This is a genomic window from Paenibacillus sp. FSL F4-0097, from assembly GCF_038593125.1.
Taxonomy (GTDB): Bacteria; Bacillota; Bacilli; order Paenibacillales; family Paenibacillaceae; genus Paenibacillus_AQ; species Paenibacillus_AQ odorifer.
The window spans coordinates 2,984,749-3,004,998 of sequence record NZ_CP151965.1 but is presented as its reverse complement, the minus strand read 5'-3'; the positions used below and the strand labels follow the sequence as shown (position 1 = coordinate 3,004,998).

The 20,250-nt window shown below is 41.6% G+C and carries 19 protein-coding genes; 4 read left to right on the top strand and 15 right to left on the bottom strand.

Annotation, left to right across the window (positions count from 1 at the left end; genetic code table 11):
• Positions 1-12 precede the first annotated feature (12 nt).
• From MHH86_RS13445 to MHH86_RS13425, 5 genes are all read right to left on the bottom strand, one after another.
• Positions 13-1,017 (bottom strand): iron ABC transporter permease, encoded by a 1,005-nt coding sequence (locus tag MHH86_RS13445; protein WP_038574413.1) that lies wholly within the window; start codon positions 1,015-1,017, stop codon positions 13-15.
• Positions 1,018-1,042: 25 nt separating this feature from the next.
• Positions 1,043-2,059: an iron ABC transporter permease gene (locus MHH86_RS13440; protein ID WP_038570539.1), complete on the bottom strand. Its 1,017-nt coding sequence runs from the start codon at positions 2,057-2,059 to the stop codon at positions 1,043-1,045.
• Between the two features lie 13 nt (positions 2,060-2,072).
• Complete coding sequence (locus MHH86_RS13435; RefSeq protein WP_036686393.1) at positions 2,073-3,089, bottom strand: ABC transporter substrate-binding protein; 1,017 nt, start codon at positions 3,087-3,089, stop codon at positions 2,073-2,075.
• Between the two features lie 217 nt (positions 3,090-3,306).
• Positions 3,307-3,759, bottom strand: coding sequence for a hypothetical protein (locus MHH86_RS13430; RefSeq protein ID WP_051491456.1), 453 nt, complete (start codon positions 3,757-3,759; stop codon positions 3,307-3,309).
• Positions 3,760-3,786: 27 nt separating this feature from the next.
• Positions 3,787-4,125 carry a winged helix-turn-helix transcriptional regulator gene (locus tag MHH86_RS13425; RefSeq protein ID WP_036686390.1) on the bottom strand — a complete coding sequence of 113 codons (339 nt, stop codon included), beginning with the start codon at positions 4,123-4,125 and terminating at the stop codon, positions 3,787-3,789.
• 165 nt (positions 4,126-4,290) lie between these two features.
• Between MHH86_RS13425 and MHH86_RS13420 the strand changes: the two genes are divergently transcribed.
• Positions 4,291-5,019 carry an SDR family oxidoreductase gene (locus MHH86_RS13420; RefSeq protein WP_076104285.1) on the top strand — a complete coding sequence of 243 codons (729 nt, stop codon included), beginning with the start codon at positions 4,291-4,293 and terminating at the stop codon, positions 5,017-5,019.
• Between the two features lie 172 nt (positions 5,020-5,191).
• Here MHH86_RS13420 and MHH86_RS13415 read toward each other — a convergent pair whose 3' ends face one another.
• The 7 genes from MHH86_RS13415 to MHH86_RS13385 all read right to left on the bottom strand — a co-directional run bounded on the left by MHH86_RS13415 (position 5,192) and on the right by MHH86_RS13385 (position 14,248).
• Positions 5,192-6,583: an alpha/beta hydrolase-fold protein gene (locus MHH86_RS13415; RefSeq protein ID WP_076144026.1), complete on the bottom strand. Its 1,392-nt coding sequence runs from the start codon at positions 6,581-6,583 to the stop codon at positions 5,192-5,194.
• A gap of 854 nt (positions 6,584-7,437) precedes the next feature.
• Positions 7,438-8,160: a sensor domain-containing protein gene (locus MHH86_RS13410; RefSeq protein WP_076316194.1), complete on the bottom strand. Its 723-nt coding sequence runs from the start codon at positions 8,158-8,160 to the stop codon at positions 7,438-7,440.
• 155 nt (positions 8,161-8,315) lie between these two features.
• Positions 8,316-9,455: a toxic anion resistance protein gene (locus tag MHH86_RS13405; protein ID WP_036686385.1), complete on the bottom strand. Its 1,140-nt coding sequence runs from the start codon at positions 9,453-9,455 to the stop codon at positions 8,316-8,318.
• 24 nt (positions 9,456-9,479) lie between these two features.
• A complete protein-coding gene (locus tag MHH86_RS13400; protein ID WP_076213050.1) occupies positions 9,480-11,168 on the bottom strand; it encodes a VWA domain-containing protein in 1,689 nt (562 codons plus the stop codon).
• A gap of 13 nt (positions 11,169-11,181) precedes the next feature.
• Positions 11,182-11,925, bottom strand: coding sequence for a hypothetical protein (locus MHH86_RS13395; RefSeq protein ID WP_076213045.1), 744 nt, complete (start codon positions 11,923-11,925; stop codon positions 11,182-11,184).
• Between the two features lie 151 nt (positions 11,926-12,076).
• Positions 12,077-13,318, bottom strand: a complete 1,242-nt coding sequence (locus tag MHH86_RS13390; RefSeq protein WP_342479750.1) for a molybdopterin-dependent oxidoreductase — start codon at positions 13,316-13,318, stop codon at positions 12,077-12,079.
• Between the two features lie 51 nt (positions 13,319-13,369).
• Positions 13,370-14,248 carry a LysR family transcriptional regulator gene (locus MHH86_RS13385; RefSeq protein ID WP_036686616.1) on the bottom strand — a complete coding sequence of 293 codons (879 nt, stop codon included), beginning with the start codon at positions 14,246-14,248 and terminating at the stop codon, positions 13,370-13,372.
• Positions 14,249-14,363: 115 nt separating this feature from the next.
• Here MHH86_RS13385 and MHH86_RS13380 point away from each other — a divergent pair, with 115 nt between their 5' ends.
• Positions 14,364-15,653, top strand: coding sequence for an adenylosuccinate synthase (locus MHH86_RS13380; protein WP_076141482.1), 1,290 nt, complete (start codon positions 14,364-14,366; stop codon positions 15,651-15,653).
• A gap of 143 nt (positions 15,654-15,796) precedes the next feature.
• On the opposite strand, the gene MHH86_RS13375 is transcribed toward MHH86_RS13380, so the two are convergent.
• Positions 15,797-15,985, bottom strand: a complete 189-nt coding sequence (locus MHH86_RS13375) for a hypothetical protein (protein ID WP_036686376.1) — start codon at positions 15,983-15,985, stop codon at positions 15,797-15,799.
• Between the two features lie 119 nt (positions 15,986-16,104).
• On the bottom strand, positions 16,105-17,346 hold the full coding sequence (locus tag MHH86_RS13370; protein WP_076316193.1) for a stalk domain-containing protein: 1,242 nt from the start codon (positions 17,344-17,346) through the stop codon (positions 16,105-16,107).
• A gap of 167 nt (positions 17,347-17,513) precedes the next feature.
• Between MHH86_RS13370 and MHH86_RS13365 the strand changes: the two genes are divergently transcribed.
• A complete protein-coding gene (locus MHH86_RS13365; protein WP_076101728.1) occupies positions 17,514-18,050 on the top strand; it encodes a GNAT family protein in 537 nt (178 codons plus the stop codon).
• Positions 18,047-18,763 (top strand): FAD-dependent thymidylate synthase, encoded by a 717-nt coding sequence (thyX, locus tag MHH86_RS13360; protein ID WP_036686372.1) that lies wholly within the window; start codon positions 18,047-18,049, stop codon positions 18,761-18,763. The genes MHH86_RS13365 and thyX overlap by 4 nt, the downstream gene beginning before the upstream one ends.
• 55 nt (positions 18,764-18,818) lie before the next feature.
• On the opposite strand, the gene MHH86_RS13355 is transcribed toward thyX, so the two are convergent.
• A complete protein-coding gene (locus MHH86_RS13355) occupies positions 18,819-20,225 on the bottom strand; it encodes a GNAT family N-acetyltransferase (protein WP_081384309.1) in 1,407 nt (468 codons plus the stop codon).
• Positions 20,226-20,250 lie beyond the last annotated feature (25 nt).

The window sequence follows — 20,250 nt, the reverse complement described above, 5'->3', positions numbered from 1 at the left end:
GTACACTCTCCCCTACACTCTTGACTTGGCTAATAAATATAAGAAATATGGAATACCAATAATCGAAACGACTATACCCACGGGTAACTCTGCCGGCTGAAATATTGTTTTGGCAAAATAATCTGAGATCACCAGCAAAAACATCCCAACCACTGCACTGGATAACATAATATAGCGGTGATTAATTCCTACTAATCGTCTGGCGATATGAGGAGCCATCAAGCCTATAAAACTTATAGAACCGGATACAGATACACAAACACTTATAATCCCCACACTGCATAACAGAAAGATCAGCTTTTCTTTTTCTACGGAGATCCCCAAGCTTTTTGTACTGGAATCCTCCAATTGAAAATAATTGAGTAAATAGCTTTTTCGATACATTACAAATCCTAAAATAAGCACCCAAGGTGCGATCATAATGATATAAGTCCAGTTCGCGCTATAAATACTTCCGACACTCCAAACCGCAGCCATTTCATAATCACTTGCATTCATTTTCAGAGAAATATACAACGACAACGCACCAAAACCACTACTAATCGCGATCCCTGTCAAAATCAAGCGTTGCATATCGAGTGCACCATTCCGCCAAGAGAAAATAAAGATAATCACAACTGCGGCAAGCCCACCTACAAAACCAAACAGCGGCATGGCTAGTATCGAGAACCAGCTTTCTTTGAAAAAAGTAACTCCCGACATCTGAAAGAAAAACATAAACGCGACGATGGCAGCTCCAGCGCCTGCATTAATCCCAAGGATCCCTGGATCAGCCAGCCCGTTACGGGTAATTCCTTGAATGACAGTTCCCGCCATCCCCAGACCTATTCCTACTAAAGAAGCAATAATGATCCGTGGTAACCGAAACTGAAAAATAACCAGATCAAATTTAGGGTCAGGATCTATTCGCAGCAGCGTTTTTATCACATCCATTACAGACATATCAAACACGCCATTCGTAAGATGAAAATACCCCGCCACAAGGGTTAACAGGATAAAAACTAATAGTGTCAGCATATAGCGGCTAAACTGTATTTTACTTCTATCCACGCTGCTCTCCCCCTTTAACCCGAATTAAATAAAGGAAGAACGGGATTCCAATAAAGGCTGTTACAACACCGATTGGCGTCTCAAACGGAAAGTTAATATAACGGCTTAAGACATCGCATAACGCTAAAAAAACAGCTCCAATCACCGCTGAGCAAGGAATGATAAAGCGATAGTCTATACCTACGATAAAACGTGTAATATGAGGAATGATTAGGCCCACAAAGGCTATCTTGCCAACTAAAGCTACTGCTGTCCCGGTCAGACATATAACAGATATAATACTGACAATTTTCACCCATTTTGTTCGTTGACCCAAGCTAATCGCCGTTTCATCCCCTAGGGAAGCAACCATTACTGATTTAGAAATACTAACCGCCAAGAGCAGTCCAACGATTATAAAAGGAATCGATAATATTAGCATATCTGGATTAACGGTATGTATTTTCGAGCTATACCAAACGCTAACATTTTGTGAGACTTGAAAAAACATCGCTACTGCTGAGGCGATACTACTTAAAAAAGTACCAATTACAGTCCCAATAATAGCTAACCTGACTGGTGATAAACCGTTTTTGACCAAGGAACCAAATCCGAAAACCAAACCCGCTCCGATGGCTGAACCCACCATGGATAAAATAATCATCTGAACATTCGATAATCCCGGATAAAACACCATAGCCAACGTAATAACAAATGCCGATCCGTCATTTACTCCCATAATCGATGGTGATGCAAGATAGTTACGTGTAACCCCCTGCATTAACGCCCCTGAAACAGACAGAGCCGCTCCAACTAATAAAGCGGCGATTACACGCGGAAATCTAGATGTCATAATAATGTTGTGGTCCACATTATTAGCATCGAAGTGTGTAATCGCCTGCCATATTGTCAATATTCCAATATCTTTAACACCATATAAGACGGATACAACAATTGCTAATACGATGAATAATGGAGAAGTTGATAGGATCAATATAACTTTCCAATTTTTTGTATTCATTTTATTCATCGCACCTTTGGTTTTACTTCAACAGGTTTTCAATTGCTGAATCCAGGAATCTTACTTTAGACCAAGCCGTTCCACCTTGTGCCAACGGATCAATTGCATTTACAAACACATGATTATTTTTGACAGCAGTAACGCTTTTGAAGATCGGATTCTTGAGCAAATCATCAAGTGCTGTTGCATTATCAGTATTCTCACTAGTCTCAAACTGCAAGAAAATATAGTCCGGATTAATATCCGCCAAAGCTTCTAATGAAAGCTCCGCTTGTGCCTCTGTAGAGGAGATCACCTCAGGAATGGCAGCGCCCAGATCTTCATAAATAACCGGATTCAAATAAACGCCAGCAGGATATACACACATACTGCCTTGACGAATACGAATGACTAGAATGGATTGATCTTTCAGCTTTTCTCCGATTTCAGCCTTAGCATCAGCGGCTTTAGATTCATAATCGCTAATAATCTTTTCCGCATCTGCCGTCTTACCGGATAATTGACCTAATAAGAGCAAGTTATCTTTCCAGTTCGTTGAAATATGTGAATAAGGAATCATCGTTTGAATTTTATTAAGTGCGCCGGCTACATCTTCCCCAAACTTGGAAGACCCTAAGATAACATCTGGATCCAGCTGCAGAATCGCTTCATTACTTGGAGCAAATTTATCCCCCACTAAGGATGCACCCGCTAGCTCAGTTGACAGATAACCTGGAATAGCATCAGCTATTGCAAGTACACCTACAGGTTTCACTCCCAGTATGGCAGCATCCTCCATAGATTCGAGACTTGCTGCTACAATATTATTAATCTCTGCAGGCACGACATAATCCTTGCCCAAATATGTAACGGTTTGTTCAGTGGCAACTGCCTCCTGAGCCGCATTTCCTTTGTTATTTGCTGTTCCTTCTGCTGCTACTGCAGCATTATTTGTGCTTTTTTCTGAAGCTGTCTTATCCTTCTCATTGTTACCGCAAGCTGCCAAACTCAAAGCTAAAACTGCTGATACCCCAGCTAATAAATATTTTTTCTGATTCATATTCAATCTCCCCATCTATATTTTATTTATCATTCTTCAAACCAAAGTAATGATAATGAGAATCGTTATCATATTAAATCATATGAGAATAATTATCAATACTTTTCTTTGAATATATGAAATCTTGTAGTTTAACAGATGCGTAGAAATATTAATGAGCATGCAGAAGAACCCGCACCAAATGCGGGTTCTTCTGCACTAAATATGAGTTAAATTTTTAATCAACGTTATAAAACTCAGATAAGTCACGGAACAACAATCCGCACTCCTCTAGTCTATTAAGTTCCTCATTCACATCAGTGATCAAATTGCTTTCTCTCTCATGGGCTGTATTGATTAGCCACGGTTGTCCTTGTTTTAGAAAACAAAGATCATCAGGCAGCCTGGTCTGTACCCACGAGTACAAGCTGGTGGAATAGGATAAAAGAATATCGACCGCTTCAGGTGAACAATGAAAAAAATAAACATCTGCATAATGCCCCATAAGCCGAGTCCCCGGCCAATAGTCATCTTTTATGACCTTTTTGAGAAATGGTTGCAGCTGTTCAAGCAGTTCAACTCCTTCTGGCTCCAACTCCATCTGATCACGTTTTACTAGAATAAATTCATCACATACTTCCATAGCTACCTGTACCAGCGTCTTGTAGGTCTGACCCGTTGGTTCCTGCAAAATAGTATGAATAATAATGTCCCCCCTCTACTTATTTGTATTATTCAAATATTCTTTATGCATCCTACCCCAGCCACACATGCTATCCAACACTGTAATTAGCGATTTTCCATGTTCTGAAATACTATATTCTACCCTCAAAGGAAGCTCATGATAACTCACCCGGTCGATAAGCTGATCCTCTTCAAGCTCACGTAATTGTTTAGCTAACGTACCTTGGGAAACATCAGGGATGATCCGTCTAAGTTCCCCAAATCTTTTTGTGCCATCTATCAATAAAATAAATAAAATGAGCGGCTTCCACTTTCCACCGATCTTTTCAAGTGTTGTAAGAACCCCAGTCAATCTCGGCTCCAGCAAATCCATGTGATCCCCTCTTTCGATAGTTATATAACTATATGTTCGAACCAGCTAGTACGAAAAATCGTACCTAGTACGAAAATAGTGCGTACTGTGCAGGTTATATTTTATAGCTAATAATAAAAAACAGAACTTAATAAGTCCAATTAACTATGAACGGAGAAGATAAATATGTCCACTATTTCATTAAAAAACCAGCGTATCGTCATTATCGGAGGAAGCTCCGGAATAGGGCTTGCGACTGCCAAACAAGCGGTTGAACAAGGCGCAGCTGTCATAATCGCTGGGCGTTCACAAGATAAATTAGAGAATGCTCAACAGCTTCTGGGATTCGATTCTGTTGAAATTCATTCACTAGATAATCAAAATGAACAGGACTTGAAAGCTTTCTTTGAAAAAATCGGCGCATTTGACCATTTGTTCACTCCGGGAGCCTCCTATGTTAGAGGACCGATTACTTCGAGCTTAGAGGTTGCTCACAATTGCTTTAATGCAAAGTTCTGGCCGCAATATAATGCTGTAAAGCATGCTATCCCTTTTATCAACCCTACAGGCTCCATTGTTCTTATGTCCGGCGCATTCAGCCAACGTCCACTTGCAGACGGTGCCTCCTATGCAGCTTGTAACGGCGCAATTGAAAGTCTGGGAAAAGCATTAGCAGTAGAATTGGCTCCGATTCGGGTAAATGTTATTTCCCCTGGAACCATCCATACCAACTTTAATTGGGAAGGCGCAGAACAGGAAACTAGAGACAAGGCTTACGACGAATATACGAATATCAATCTCCTTGGCAGGGTTGGCCATGCCGACGAAGCAGCACATACAACGATTTATTTGATGACCAATGGCTATACAACAGGAAGTACTTTATTTCCGGATGGGGGATATATTTTGCGATAAAAAACAGCTGACTCAATAAGTAAGAATTTCTACTTATTGAGTCAGCTTCTTTTAGTTTAAAGAATTAGGGAAGAATTCCTTGATTATCAGCCAGGGGATCCGTTTCCCTTAGTTAAGATCATAGTAAATTCAAATAAGGAGCATAACCTCATTTGATTATGAACTCCAATGACTACTTCGTATTAAAGGTTATACTTATGGAATCCTCCTGAATCTCCTTAATTGTATATATACCGATTTTTTCAGCAGCGCTCACTAGCGCTGAGATATACTCAGGAGTTGAATTTAATTTCCGAGCAGAGGGCTTCAGATTAATGGAGAACTCATCCCCGTTCTCGTCAACATCAAGAGATTTCACATAAACTTTAAATACCTTTACATAATGCTCATAGTTAACTAAATGTTCTTCAGTGACACCTTGAAATGAAACATTTACTTTCAAGGATTCCGGCTTCAGGAAGCTCACCTTACCTGCCTTGTCTACCTGCCCTACTTCAGGATTCAACACTTGATATTCAACTCCGTCAAGGATTGTATAATCCATCCCATTATCCATAGTGACTAGTAAATTAAGACGCACATCGATAGCTTCTGGTCCGATTAATGTCAGATAGTCGCTAACTTCATGCTTGATCGTTTGTCCAGCCTCTTCCCCGGCGAACATAATCAATGGACTATGTACACGTCTATTCCATGACTTCTCTTCATGTGTACCCAAAGGGTCCATCTGAAAGAATAGATCCTTCCCTAATACAAATCCCTTCGACTTTAGTACCGTCACAAGCGGATCAATTGGCATTCCTTCGGTTACACCCATGTCGAGCCAAATCTTTAAGGCAGGCTTCCCGGACTCTTTCGCCAACTCCTCCAATATACGCCCATTGCTTACCCAAGTGGCAGGGGATAAAGCCCCTATCGCTGAGAAGGTCTCCGGGTGCTGATACCCCATCCATAATGCCTGAACAGCACCGAATGACGATCCCATGATCATCCGGTGATCCCGATCGGGAATGGTCCGGTAAGCGCCATCCACATAGGGAATAACTGTATTGATAAAATATTGGGTAAATTCGGCTGCACTCGCTCCATCCGAAGGAATAGACTGATCCGGAAATGGAACATACTCCATTCCCCGTTCTGATCCATCACTTGAAGCGACTCCTATCACGATAACCTTCTCCATGGTTCCATCAGCAACAAGCTGATCAATGATCTCCTCAACTCTCCATTCTTTGCCTAAAGAGCTGGTATTTGTGTTAAAAATATTCTGCCCATCGTGCATATACACAACAGGATAACGCTCACTGTCAGCTTCATACCCTGCAGGTAAATAAACAAATATTCTCCGCTCACCTAGATTCTCTATGTGCACAGTACCTTTTGCTATCTCCTTATTGGTTGGATTCTCCGAAGCTTTTGAAGTATTACTTTTAGTTGGATTGGGAGTTGATGATGCCGCATTTTTTTCAGTTACATTTCCATTACTAGAACATCCCGAAAGCGCTAACAAAACTAATACTGCAAATCCCCAAAACCTCCATCTAAATAATCCATTTGAATGCATAGAACCCCTCCTGATTTTTGTTCAAACGTTTTCACAGCTCTCATTATACAGGATTTATATGGGATAATGAACATTTTTTCACATGTTGGAGGAGCATTATAGTAAGCTCTAAACCAAGTACATCCTGGGACATACAAACCAACTCCGACAACGTCCAAACAACCCGAAGAACGGTTTACGGATCGCTCCGTGAGGGCTACAATTTGTAGCATTGCCATAGCAGGCAGGAATAGGGCATATTTTTATAACATCATTCAAAGGCATAAAGGAATAGGAAAAGCCTGCTTGGAGTTCCCAAAGAGATGATTGTTGAAGACTAACTGATCTCTAACCTGATACACGCGCTTATGAATGAACATATAAATCTATATAATTTGTGCGATTACACTCCAGCGACAAGTGATGCATGGAGAGTTGAGTTGACGGGGGGGCAATGTGTAAAAGCGTTCGAGTTTAATTGTATTTCATACAACTATAATCAAACAGAACGCTCGATCACTGGATATAAGTGTATTTCGTGCAGCTATTTTCTGAAATTACTCCCTTATAAGTGGATTCTCTAGTTTTTAGTTGTATAAAGTGCAGTTAAAGTCAGGATTATTCTTTTGGCACTCGAAATAACTGCACAAAGTACAGCTATTTCGCAGATTCCTTCTACTTCCCACACCAACAACCCGACGAAAAAATCAAAGAAGCAATCAGACAACCTCCACTAGCTCATCATTTGCAAAAGCAAACCTCCCCGCAGACCAAAAACACCAGACAGTGATTCTCCACGAACTGAAGGATCACTGTCTGGTGTTTTATTCAGATTCAGAAAGGGTTGTTGTTTTGAGACAATCTCTTCTTTCCAATTAGTACTGTTGTCTTTCCTCGTAGGATACGAACAGCATTCTACGTTGCACATCCATAAGCATACGAATCACCCAACTTGCTAACAAGGCAACAACAAATCCAGCTACTACATAGGAGATATATTGTTGAGATAATGTCCAGTCGATCTGGAACAAAGCAAACACACTATTCTCTAAAATGTTCAAATCCATGGTTTGCAAGAAAATCTGGTGCAGCACAGGTAGTGTAATCAGGCCCAGTGCAGCCGCTACTACAGTTACTGTTATTGAAAAGAATATAATGCTGGATACGAATCGACCCATAATCAGCATAACGTTACGGGCAAACTTCGCTCCATGAAAACCTAACTTCATTCGTTGCAGGAAGCCCGCTCCCTCTAGCTGCATATCCGATCTGGCCTCTTCACTAGGTCTAGGAATATCTAACAATGATCTGACCAGCTCTTGCTCAAATTGTACGATGTAATCCAATCCCTTAGCTACTGCAAAAAACAAAGGAATTCCGATGAATATTGGGGTTAACGCAATGGATAACGTCAGCCCTGTCACCATAAACACGAAATATACAATCGTAAGCGGCAAAGAGATTAAGAAGTATAAAATACTCCGATATGTCTTTGGACTTGCTCCACGTTTGCGCGTTTTAGATTGGGGTTGGGATTCTGCTGGAATATGCATGGAATCAAGAGCTCCCATCGGCATAGAGTATAACTTATCATTCATTTCTATTGTCCTTCCTCTCACGTTTTTCAATTAATCTCATTATACGTGGGAAAGAGAAGGCTCAAAACAGTCTTGGGGCTGGAGTCATACCAGACTAAAGGCTAGGATTTATTCCTTCAAGGCGCATAATTGATCGGTTTTATGATTTTGCTAGGCTACAATCCCAAGTTATTTCCCTTTTCCAGCCGTACAATCTGCTGTTCGCCATTATCCGCCAGCTCTCTGAACTGATTAATAGTTTCACGCATTTTGGGGAGAGCTTCCTGCTTATAAGTACTGATGGAATCGAGAGCGGATAGCACATCTGTAAAAGCTTGCTTTAATGTATCCACTGAAATACTTGATTCTAACGACTGTTTATGGATTTCCGCCCCTTGGTTTTTCAACATTTTTGAGGTACCGCTGATCAGGCTATCGGTGGTTTGATTTAGAAGTTCGATCTTTTTCAAAACAATTCTTTGATTATACAGCGCACTAGCTACCGTAACCGATATTTTCAAGGCAGACACGGTAACATTTCTAGCTCTGTCCACCCCTCTGATCAGCTCTTTATTATTTCGAATAACTACTTCTATGGCCATAATTCCTTGTTGATTCACTACAAGCATCTGTTGCAAATCCATAACACGCTGCCTCAACGGAAACAGCACTTCTTCTGTAATGAACCGAACTTTCTCCTCATCCTCATCACGCAGCTTAGCCGCTTCCAGTTGCGTCTCTATCTCCTGATCCATCAACATGCCGAGCTGAATCTCTTTTTGTAGCTTTTTTGTGAGTTCCCGAAGGGCCTGTTGCTCGAATTCCAGCGTAGTATTGTCGTTCTTCAAAACGGTCTTACCCTTATCTAAAGAAATTATAATATCTGAAATCACAGCATCCGCCTTTTGATATTTAGCAAAATAACTACGTAATGGATTAAAGAACTTACCTAGAAAACCCGTCTTGGCAAAATCTACTGCACTGGGATCCAAATCCTTCAGCTGGAGATTAAGCTCCGTCAAACCTTTTGCTACTTGGCCGCCTTCATCTCCTGTTTTTGATAAATTCCCCACAGAAATCTGCAACAGGGAGTTTTTGTCCGAAGAGGATCTCATCGTTTCCATACCGAAGCTATCAATGGATTGCAGCACCCCTTTTCGCTTATCCAGTGACTCTAAATTCAGATCCAGAATGGCGGAGACATTGTTTACTGCCAGTGCTTTGAGTTGTGATACTTCCTCGGGCTCAGGTTTGACCTGCTCCTCAATTACTGATTTCAGCTTTTCCTGACTTACGACTTCCATAGTAAACGACATAGAACCCCTCCTATAAAATATAGCTTACATTTGAACATTGAGCAGGTTGCCGATTTTATAGACTACATCCTCTGTATCTGCATTGATGTTGGCCGCTTCATTTATACTCGAAATACTCTCAAGCGCCTTGATATTCGCATTGTATCCAATCGTGTAAATCGGGATTTTGTAGGTTTCAATCAGACCTCTGATATCATTCAAGGAATGCCCTGCATTGGTCTCCCCATCACTTAATACAAAGATCAACGGCTTCAGATCCGGATTTAACTGTAATTCTGTTTGAAGCATATGAATGGCTACCGCGATTCCGTCAAAAGTAGCCGTCCCCCCATTTGCTTGGAGGCTGTCAATCGCACCAACAAACATGGACTGCTGGTTCGTGTCATATTTTCCAATCGGAAGATTGATTGTAACGTTATCAGAGTAAGAGACAAAACCAATGCTGTTATCCTTGCCCAAGTACTTCTGGCCTGTTAATAAAGATTGCTTTAAACGGTTCAAGGGTTCCCCGTTCATACTTCCTGAGACATCTGCTACAAATACTGCGGCGATAGGTTTATTGCCATTTTTCTTCTCTTTCCACAGCTTCTGAGCTGAGGATATGAGACTGCCATCCACTGTACTAAGCTCTGATTGGTAATCATTAAGACCATTGAAGCCTTTTTTCTCACCCAGCTCCTGGTATTTATCCAGTTCAACAAACTCAGCAAACTTCTTAATAATATCGAGTTTTTCCTGAGGAAGATCACCCAAAGCATAAAGCGGGCTGTCATGTCTTACACCAAAAGGAGTGAATACATACCCCCCCTTCAAATCTGTTGCATTCACAAAGATCTGGTATTCTAAGACAAAAGCATCAAGCTTACCGGTTTTTGCAGCCTCTCGCATCTGTAAAGTGGTTGAGGCGATAAAGGGTACATTTGCTTGGAATTTCTCAAAGCCCTGCACCGCTTGCTCTCCAAGTAAATCTGCACCGCCAAACGTCCCAAGCGCTGTTACCAGAAAGTTTAAACCCGTAGAACTGGCAAAAGGATCGGTATAACCCATTGATAATTCATTATTTGCTATGGCGTCTGTAACCGTCTTAACGTTTAAAGAACCGTATTTCTCTATTAGTTCATCATATTTCGCCTTACTGGTAACAATACCAGCTACATTTCCTACAAGGCGTTTAGTGATTAGCTGAGTGTTCATCCCGTTTGCTTTTACCATTTCGCCCCACAACTCATTTGAAGGGGTAAAGGCATCTGGCACATACTTCCCAGATCTTATGTAATCTGTCGCTGTACCTGAAGCAATATTACGGATTTTCACAGAAACGTGACTCCCGTTCACCTTAATATTAGAGTTGTTAAAATCTGTAGCAACTTCATTCAGCCACCCGTCATTACCTGTTCCTGATTTTTCAGTAGAAGAGAATATCTCTACAAAGCTATCTGTTGTATTGTCTACGGATACAGGAAACTTTGAGATATCTGGTAATGAATCCCCAATCGCAACAGGATCCAGGTCAATCTGGCCTTTGATTTGCTCAGCAGTTGTCACGTTTATGTTCTTGTATAGCTTCTCTAGCTGCTTCCCCGCATCTTCGGAAGAAATCTGGGTTTCGGTTTTTCCTATATTAGAGGTTAAGGTGATTCCAAAATACACGAGAGCAAAAACTACCACCGTAATGGTCCCTAAAACTGCTACTGTTTTTCCTTTATTAGCCATACACATCTCCCCTTCATTGCTTATAAAATTTCGTCTGCTTGATCAACTCATCGATTTCCTTCATACAAGGCATCTCTTCAACATCTGTATAATCTGTACTGTCGAGTAGCGATATTTCCAGCAGCAGCTTATCCAGCTTCAGCAGAATCTCTTCATTTGCCCCAAGATACCCTGTTACGTAGGCCAAATATTCATTGTACAAAGCTGTCTTTTTCTGCACCAATTTTTCTGAGAACTGCGAGGGTCTATGCCGGCTGGAGAAAAGGGTGAACTCTGAGGCATCAAATACACTGAGTTTATTCAGAATCCCTCGAATGTTCAGGTAAAAAAGCTTCGCTACTTCATAACTGACTGCATTAAATTTTTTAAAGCTAAGTTCAGTGGATTCGAATCTCTGACCTAAAACATCTAACAAGGTACTTCTCTTCTTTTCCATCCGGGATATCTGATCTAGAGCAAGCGCAATGTCTTTTTTCAGTACTTTGACATTTTTGTATTGAGTAAGCGCGGCTATATAATCCTCATAAGATTTCAGTGTTTTCACAGCAGGGATAGATGAAGGTTTAAACAATAAAATATAACTTCCATAAAGAACAACAAGTAGACTAACAAACAACAATGTCACACCCAAAGCGGTTTCAAATACACTGGTTCCTCCGATTTCCACCCCTAATAAACCTGGTGACAACACGATAATGTTCAGTAGTACCACACCGAGAATAAGTCCCAACAGCTTTATGGCTCTAACCCCGTTCATCACAACCACCTCCTGCATCCAGTCACTTCTATTGTATGGAGCAATTTCTGTTATTACGTCTCTTCCTTTGCTATATGTTAAAAAAATAAGGAATTAATCAACAAAAAAACCTTAACAGGCAATAAGCCCATTAAGGTTAACGATCACTATTTTATACCCACGCATCATTTGAATACCCGCGTTGCTCCCAATATCCCGTATGATCGCCTTCGATCAGCTCAATCCGGTTCAGCCACTTCACAGACTTGTACGCGAACATCTTCGGAACGATTAACCGTACAGGACCGCCGAGATCGCTAGGAATCGGCCTTCCATCATGCATTACCGCGACCAGCACATCATCCATGTCGGCTTGTTCCAATGTGAGCGTATCCGTGTATACACCATCACCCGAATAGAATTTCACAGTCTTAGCTGTGGGCTTCACACCGGCCTGACTCAAAAGATCTTTTAGCTTGATGCCTTCCCAGGTATTCTTATAGACTGACCAGCCTGTCACACAGTGAAAATCACTCACCTGAACGGTCCGCTTCAGCTTTACGAACTGTTCCCAGTTCCACTTGAAATTCTGCTCCACAAGCCCATCTATCGTAAAAGACCAATTGTTGTTCGTAAACTCCGGAATCGGAGTGACTGTGTAAACACGGAATTGTCCTTGCGCCTCTCCTCCGAGAGGGGGTGAGGATGCTGCCAGTGGCTGGGGTGCAGGCAACAACTGATTGCGATCACTTTCGATCAGCTTTTCAATCGTTTCGCTGCCCCCGATATTTCCAATTGAACTGCTGAGCCATTTTATAAACGATGGGCCTATAGTTACCGCAAGCCCAACACCAATCGATCCGCGTATGAAAGCTCTACGTGTATAAACCGGCTGCGGGGTTTCCCGATGATTCGAAGGGCTACCTGTCTCAATGCCGCTTTTCACTACCCGGCGGCTCGGTTCTTTAAGCCATTTTACCCGAGTCAAAGAATGATAAATAATATAAGGAAGGCCTATCCAGGTCAATAAGTCATGGACGACCAGAGCAACGTTCGATACATGTGGACCCACCACGCGGAATTGCCAAAGTAGCACTCCTGAAACGAACCAGCCTAGCAGCAATGAAAGTACAACGATTACATTAAAACGTTGCCAAGGCCGCTCCTTCAATTGTTTCCAATGTTTCCCTGCCAGCAGCAAATAATAAATAACCGGAATAATCGAAACAACACCGACCACGATATGAAGCCCTTTGATCCATACTCTGCCTTCCCCTAAGAAGCCACGCCAGAAGCCACCTACAAGTACAAGTCCTGTGAGCGTGAGCAACACAACCAGCCAGCCATTCCAGGTATGAAGCGCCCGAAGCTTTTTCCCGTATCCCTTGCGCAGCCGAGCCAGTAAAGAATTCATTACCTTTCCTCCTCTTCACTAGGTATGCTCAAATTGCTCTTTATCCTGATTCTACTCTAATAATGTTAGAAAAGACTTTGAAGCAGCTGTAAGAGGAACTCCACGCAGGGTAGCAATTCCTATGTTACGTTCTGGCAAAGGTGGGTCCAGAGGAATCTCGACAAGCTCACCTTTCTTCAATTCTTCGGTTACGTAATCACGAATAACAAAAGCAAGGCCAAAACCACGTTTCGCAAACTGAACAAGCAAATCCACACTTCCCAGTTCAAATTCAGGTGTAATCGTCAGATGATTAGAAGCTAAAAACTGATCCATATACTTTCTGGTGCTCCCACCCGCTTCTAAGCATAACAACGGATACTGCTGAATGTCTGCAAGCGGCATGGTCTTGTCCGCCAAATGACGAAAACCTTTGCCTCCTACAAGGCAATCTTGAAGCTGAGTACTTTTGCGAAAATCAATCTGTTTATCAGATGTCGGCAAGCTGACGATACCAAAATCAATTTTCCCTTCTTTTAAAAGCGTAAGTGTTTCTGGTGTCGTACGATTCGTAATATGAATGCGGATATTGGGAAATTGTTCGTGAAATTGCTCCAAAAAAGGCAACAGATAATATTTGCATAAGGTGTCACTTGCTCCGATATGAATCTCGCCGCTGTTCAGATTGTTCATATCTGCGATCGCTCTTTCGCCCATGTCTACATGATGAAAGGCTTGCTCAATAAAGCTAAGCAGTACTTTTCCTTCTGTTGTTAGATCGACCCCGCGAGAAGTGCGAAAAAATAACGGGCCGCCCATTTTCTCTTCTAATTGTTTAATCGTGTGACTTACTGCCGGTTGTGTAATATTGAGTCGTTCTGCCGCAGCAGTTAAGCTCCCTGTATTTGCTACCCAATAAAAAGAGCGATACCACTCCAAATTAATGTCCATCCCCACGTCATTACTCCACCTTATAATAGATATAACTTATATCAATTTTTCTAATGATTTAACTAGCATTATACTTAGTCCTGTAGCCAAAAACAAGCTTGGGAGGCGAAAACGCGTGACCGTAATTGCAATTGTAGGAGCAAACTGGGGCGACGAAGGAAAAGGAAAAATGACGGATGTGCTAGCTGCACAATCTTCCTTTGTCGTTCGTTTTCAAGGTGGTAGTAATGCTGGGCATACCATCATAAACCAATATGGAAAATTTTCATTGCATATGCTGCCATCTGGGGTATTTTATCCTTCCGTTACAAACATTATTGGACCAGGAACAGCACTTGATACAGAAGTATTAATAAGAGAACTGAAAGCTTTAACGGATAGAGGCGTGCCAAAACCTAGGTTATTCGTATCCGAACGGGCGCAAATCGTGCTTCCAATCCATCGTTTGTTTGATGAACTAGAAGAGGAACGTCTGGGATCTCAAGGATTCGGTTCAACAAAACGAGGAATCGCACCATTTTACGCAGATAAATATGCAAAGCTAGGCATACAGGTAGCGGATTTATTTGATCCTGCTCGACTTGAGAAACGTCTTGAACAATTACTCGCTTCCAAAAATATATTACTTGAGCATTTATATAAGAAAACGCCTATCCAAATCTCGGAATTAATGGTTCAGCTGCAAGAAGAAGCTGCACAGCTAGCGCCTTATGTAGCCAATACAACAGACTTACTGCAAGAGGCTTATGCCAAGGGAGAGACTATTTTACTTGAAGGTCAGCTTGGGGCTCTGCGTGATCCTGATCACGGTATTTATCCTTACTCCACCTCCTCTTCAACACTTGCCGGGTTTGCACCTGTCGGTGCTGGTCTTCCTGCAGCAGCTATCACGAATGTCATCGCTGTAACCAAGGCCTATTCCAGTTGTGTCGGCGCTGGACCTTTTGTTACGGAATTAGAAGAACCCGTAGCGGATGAACTTCGTACAAGAGGTGGCGATGCCGGGGAATTCGGGGCTACGACTGGCCGTCCTAGACGTATGGGCTGGTTTGATGCTGTAGCTACTCGTTATGGTTGCCAAATGCAGGGTGCCACTGAAGTCGTGTTGACTAATCTTGACGTGCTTGGTTATTTGGATGAGATTCCGGTTTGTGTGGCTTATGAGCTTGAAAATGGAGAGATTACCGACAAGTTCCCGGCTACCCATAAACTGAACTCTGCAAAACCGATATTCACGCATTTATCTGGCTGGAACAGCGATATCTCTCAGATCACCGACTTCGAAGATCTGCCAGAACAAGCTAAGCTTTACATTGATTTTATTGAAACCTCTATTGGCACGCGTATTACTACGATTTCCGTGGGTCCTAGACGCGAACAGGTCATTAATCGGATAACGAAATAATCATATACGTACTAAATCTCTGTAGAATTTAAAAGAAGCGCCTCTCTTATTAGAGAAGCGCTTCTTTGTTTTATTCATGAGAAGGGCTGCCTCATACGTAGAAAAATCCACTTTTGAGACAGCCTCTTTTTTGTGTACTCTTTTTAAATCAACACGGCATCTACTTTTGTCTGCGGAGCCTTGTCACAGCGTTTACAGACCTTAACGACTGCTCCATCCGTTTTTTTCTTGGGATAAAGCAGCTTAATACGGGTGTTCTGACAGATTGGACAAGTCCCTCTGCCCCTTGATGGTAAATTCCAAAGTGCATGTCCACGTTTTGACTTTGCCATGAATAAACCCCTCATTTCGAACAACAATAGTCAACACTTTAATTCTGAAAGTGCTTCTCCAAAATGATATGTCGCAAAGACAGGCTCTATGACTAAAGTAACGCAGAAATAAGGAAGAATTAATTCGTATAGATCATGGAGACAACACCGTTCGTAAAGGTAACATAGTTATAATTACCATACTGCCAGGTCTCCACTTGAATGCCACTACCTGATAGTGTAGATTTACTTATTGGCTTACCCCAACTAAACTCCACTTGCTGCTTGGTCATCCCAGTAGCAACTATGCTCTTTTTAATCTTAGTCCAAATCGCATCCGACCACTTATAGGTCTTAAATGGATCCGTTGTTAAGAAATATTCTTTATTTCCTAATGTACGGATCAACTCATCTCCCGACATTTTATAAGAGTTAAGAATTTGCCCCGTCGATAAAATCTTAAATGAAATGGCGAATTCACCTTCATAATCAGGTAGAATATCTACAATAGTGACTTTTTGGAACTTATAATCGGAGTCGAATTGATTGAGCCAATATGTTTTTCCAATGAACTTAACGAGGTTTCCTTGTTCTTCCTTCTTAAAAATCTGCGCGGTTTGTTTCGTATAGGCGAACAACTCTGCTTTGCCGAAGTAGATCTCCATCGTCTGATAATTTCCATCCCAAATTAACTCTGCTGACAGTGCAGTCTTTAAAAGCGTGGCAGGAAAAACTGTAGATCCGTCGATCTTTTGCACTTTACCACTCATTTTGACCTTCGCACCATTCACCATTGCAATATCGCTTCCGAGTTGAAGCTGTATTGGCAAATCACCTAGACGAATGCTAAAGGTTTTAGTTGCTGTATTAACTTGGACTGTTGCTCCCAACGTTTGAAAAACCGATTGAACCGGCAAATACATTGTTCCATTAACAAAGGCACCTTGATCAATATCATGGTCCGCACTGATCGAAACTTTTATTGTTTTGGTATCTGATCCTGAAATGACCGTTACGTTCGTTTCTCCTACCGCTAAGGCTTTCATTGTGCCATCGGCTTGCTTTTGCAGCAAATAAGGCTTTTCAATTACGACATTTGCTTGAGCTAACGGGACGCGTTCGGATATGCCATCGGCATCTTTAGCATAGATTTGTACCGGAACATTATCCCCAACAGTGATTTCCGTAGCATCCATCTGAAATATCAAATCTTCAACCTGCTGATTGCCTTCATTGTATGATGACGAAACTGAACTGGCACTCCGTAAAATACTACCTTGATCGTAATCGACGTTACGCGAATCTGCCGCCTTCACTGTATGTATTGGACCCAACATAGATACTGCTAATGCTGCAGTGATGCTCCATTTAATAGCTTTCATTTTCCTTAGATCCCCCTCTAAATATATAAACCTTAATTACTGTATCACAATTCCACAATTTTACTAGAGAAAAATTTACAGAAATATTTTTTTGTATTTCTAGTGAATTTACTCCGTGATAATTACAGAGTCTTCCATTATAATCATGGATTAGGAGGTGTTAGCCCGTGGAGATAATAGCCGACAGATTGATATTAAGAGATTATACAAGCGATGATTTTTCTTTTTATGAAGAACTGGAACTTAATCCTTTGTCTCACAAATATGAAAATACCGCACCAGATGCAAAACAAATTAGAGAGAACTTCCTTTCGATTCTGACTCATACTACCAGCGATCCCCGTGAGCATTATGATTTAGCAGTATGTACTAAGCAAAATAGAACACCCATAGGTAACGTAAGTATAAAGTTAAATTGGGAAGAGATCAGAGAGTGGGAGATTGGCTGGGTCCTACTGCCGGAATACTGGAAAATGGGCTATGCGACAGAAGCCGTCAAAACACTGATAGGCTACGCCTTTAGCTCTCTTAATGCCCATAGAGTCGTTGCCTATGCCAATGCAGAGAATCTTCAATCTGAAAAAGTTATGATTAGAGCAGGAATGATTAGGGATGGAATCCTCAGAGAGACTAGATTTTGCAATCAACAATGGTGTGACGAACTCATTTACTCTGCTTTGGAAAAGGAGGCTACATTAAATTGACAACAATCAAAGTTTTAAATGAAGGTTATGTAAGATTAGTAGATCATATGGGCTCAGATTTAACGGTTGCTAACGCTGCGCGTGTATCTTATGCTAAACAATCCTTTGAGCTTAGTGATCGGGATATTAAACTAATAAAATTCCTTGCCCGTGAAGGACATACCTCTCCTTTCCGCCATGCCATCACTCAATTTGAGGTTTATGCCCCATTAATGGTTGCGAGACAGTGGTGGAAATACGTAGTCGGTTCTGCTCATTACGAAGGTACTGGGGATAGCTTGGAAGCCTGGAACGAATCCAGCAGAAGATACATTACAGAAGAACCCGTCTTTTATCAACCTGCTGCGGGAGAATGGAGATCCAAACCAGAGAATTCCAAACAAGGCAGTGGCGACATCATTGCATGGGAGCTTGGTGAAAAATACACCCGCGAGCTTCAAGAATACACCGAGTTAGGATTATCTAAGTATGAAGCATCTTTAGCAGATGGCATATGTGCTGAACAAGCAAGACTGTTTCTACCTGCTTATGGATTATTCGTTCGTTGGTACTGGACAGCTTCAGTTCAATCTGTAGCTCATTTTTTAAATCAAAGACTGGAGCATGACGCTCAGAAAGAAATTCAGGAGTATGCAAAAGCAATTTTATCGCTAATTGAGCCACTATTCCCTGTCTCTTTTGATCAGCTGCTGACTACCGGCTCTGTAGATTAATTTTATTTCCTTATATAAAAAAAGAGCCGCCAAACCTTTGGCGGCTTCTCCCTTTCTACACTACCAACCCTCGTATAACTTCAACCTCGTCCCTACTGACTTCAACGAACCCGAGTGATGTATATAAATTCGAAGCACGTTCGTTCTCGATCCGATGGCCAATAACGATTTTGTCGCAATGATGTTCTGCTTTAATATAACGAATTAAGGTATCCATACCCGTTCTGCCTAAACCTCTGTTTTGGTACTTCTGGTCAATCATAAAAGCCATAATCCAATAACTTCCATCCTCAGGATCTACGCTATACACAGAGAAACCTACCAATTCCTCATCTGCATATAAAGCGAGCGGGGTCATACCACAATAAGCTGCTTCTGCTAACCAATAGACCACCGGTACGGGGAAAATAGACTTTTGCGCATCCGATACTTCTAATTGAGTACAAGCGTACCAGTTTTTTTCCGTGATATCCTTCAGCACTATATGTGCTTGAAAGCCGGTTCGAAATCGGTCACAAATTCTTTCTAATTTCAGTTTAAGCTGTTGCGCCCAATCCGGGAAAATAGAATCATCCGAATTCTCCATACACCGAAGTAATCTAGCAAAACTGTATAAGTCTGCAAATCTTTGAAATTCAGGTATCATCTTAATATACTCATCATCTAGCTGCTTAACCGATCTATATCCACTAATAAAAACATCAGTGTTTCTTCTACTTTCATCATCATCCGATTCCGTCAGGTCTCTTAACGCCGATGTAATATCCATCGCAAACCAGTGATACATAGAGTCATCAAAATCGATGGCACTGTAGCGGGATTCTTCTTGCATATAAAAGATATTATCTATCTCAAAATCATAATGTACGAGCCCAGTATGCCCCACTCCAAAAGGGAGCTCTGATAACCAAGCTTCAATCCGCTCATATTCCTTAAGCGCCTTATGCTCCTCAGGATGCCTGCTCAATACGGAATAAATAAAATTCAATGAATCGACCCAGCTTTTGCGATAAGGCGTGCTCGGTGCATAGGTTTCCGAAAAATTATGCAGACGTGCAAGCGATTGGCCCCATTGATAAAAATGAGGTTCCTTCATCTCATCAAGTGAAACATATTCACCCTGGGCCTGTTCAAAAACTACCCCGTGGTATCGCCCGTGATTCGTTAACAACGTTTCAATCCAATTGCCAGACTTAGAACGCACAGGAGCGACGGTCTCATAACCTTGCTCTAATAAATACATCATAAAATCCAGCTCTGCCTGGATATTGTCTGCAGAATTATCCTCTTCATGAGTAAACCTTAAATAAAAGCGTTTACCATTCCACTGAAAGGTATAAATAAAATTGCTACTGGCCCTTACCATCTTTAAAGTTCCAGGCTCATGATTCCAATACTTAATCATTTCTTTAGCAGGAAGATCGTTCTCCGTTCCCCGCACCATGTTCATTAAAGTCATCATTGTCCGATAGTGCCTCCTGCTTCAT